The sequence below is a fragment of the Lepagella muris genome, assembly GCF_004793975.1.
In the GTDB taxonomy this organism is placed as follows: Bacteria; Bacteroidota; Bacteroidia; order Bacteroidales; family Muribaculaceae; genus Lepagella; species Lepagella muris.
Genome location: NZ_SRYB01000080.1, coordinates 1 through 898 on the forward strand (window position 1 = coordinate 1; position 898 = coordinate 898).

At 43.3% G+C, this 898-nt stretch carries 1 protein-coding gene; it reads right to left on the bottom strand.

From position 1 onward, the window contains the following. Nucleotides 1–9 precede the first annotated feature (9 nt). On the bottom strand, nt 10–783 hold the full coding sequence (locus E5331_RS20090; protein ID WP_123484122.1) for an IS5 family transposase: 774 nt from the start codon (nt 781–783) through the stop codon (nt 10–12). Between the last annotated feature and the right edge of the window lie 115 nt (nt 784–898).

Here is an 898-nt window from a genome sequence, read left to right on the forward strand (position 1 = left end):
AGAGGTTGTTTAAAAATTATTGTTAACAGAGGTGAGTTTTCGGAGCGTCAACACCACAGCTGCCACCATGAGCATTTCATTGGCGGATGCAGTGGTTTCCTCATAGTTGCGGCATAGCCGTCTGAAGTTATCCAACCACGCGAAAGTCCGCTCCACAACCCATCTCTTCTTGGCAGGGACAAATTTACCGCTGTAGTTAGAATGTGTAATCTCAATATCAATTCCGAAGTCATGCTTGGCTGTTTCAATGAAGTTGCCACGATACCCCCTATCTGCATAAATGCGTTTGATCCAGGGGAAAGTCGCCACAAGCAAGGCGACAAGCGCATAGGCAGTCTTGGAGTCGTGCATATTGGCTGGAGTCGTGGAACCTTCCAGGATATCACCATCCTTATCGGTTATTATATTGCGTTTTACACCTTTGACCTTCTTGTTGCCGTCAATACCTTTTTCAGAGCGAGGAAGAGCGGAATGGGAGCTTTGGCTGTCTATCGCCCCGATTGTCGGAGTTGGGGATTCCCCTCTCTTGAGCCTTACTTCCTGAACCAGGACATCCTCCAATTCAGAAAAGGCATCCATTGCTCCCCAACGCCTGAAATAGTAGTACACTGTCTGCCATTTGGGGTATTCGTGTGGGAGATTTCTCCATTGAACTCCACTGACATCAATGAAGATGATTGCGTCAAGTATGAGAAAAAAGTCATATTTGCTACGCCAATTATCCATGAGAATTGTTCCTTTTATATACTCCTTTTGAGCATCAGTCAAATCGGTCAGATACATGATTCTTTGAGTTTGTTTGTTCTTTTTCACTTATTAAAACAATCTTAAAAGCATAAGTGCCTGATTATTTGATTTGGTGCTCTTTTTTATTCACATTTGTTTTTAAACAAGCTCT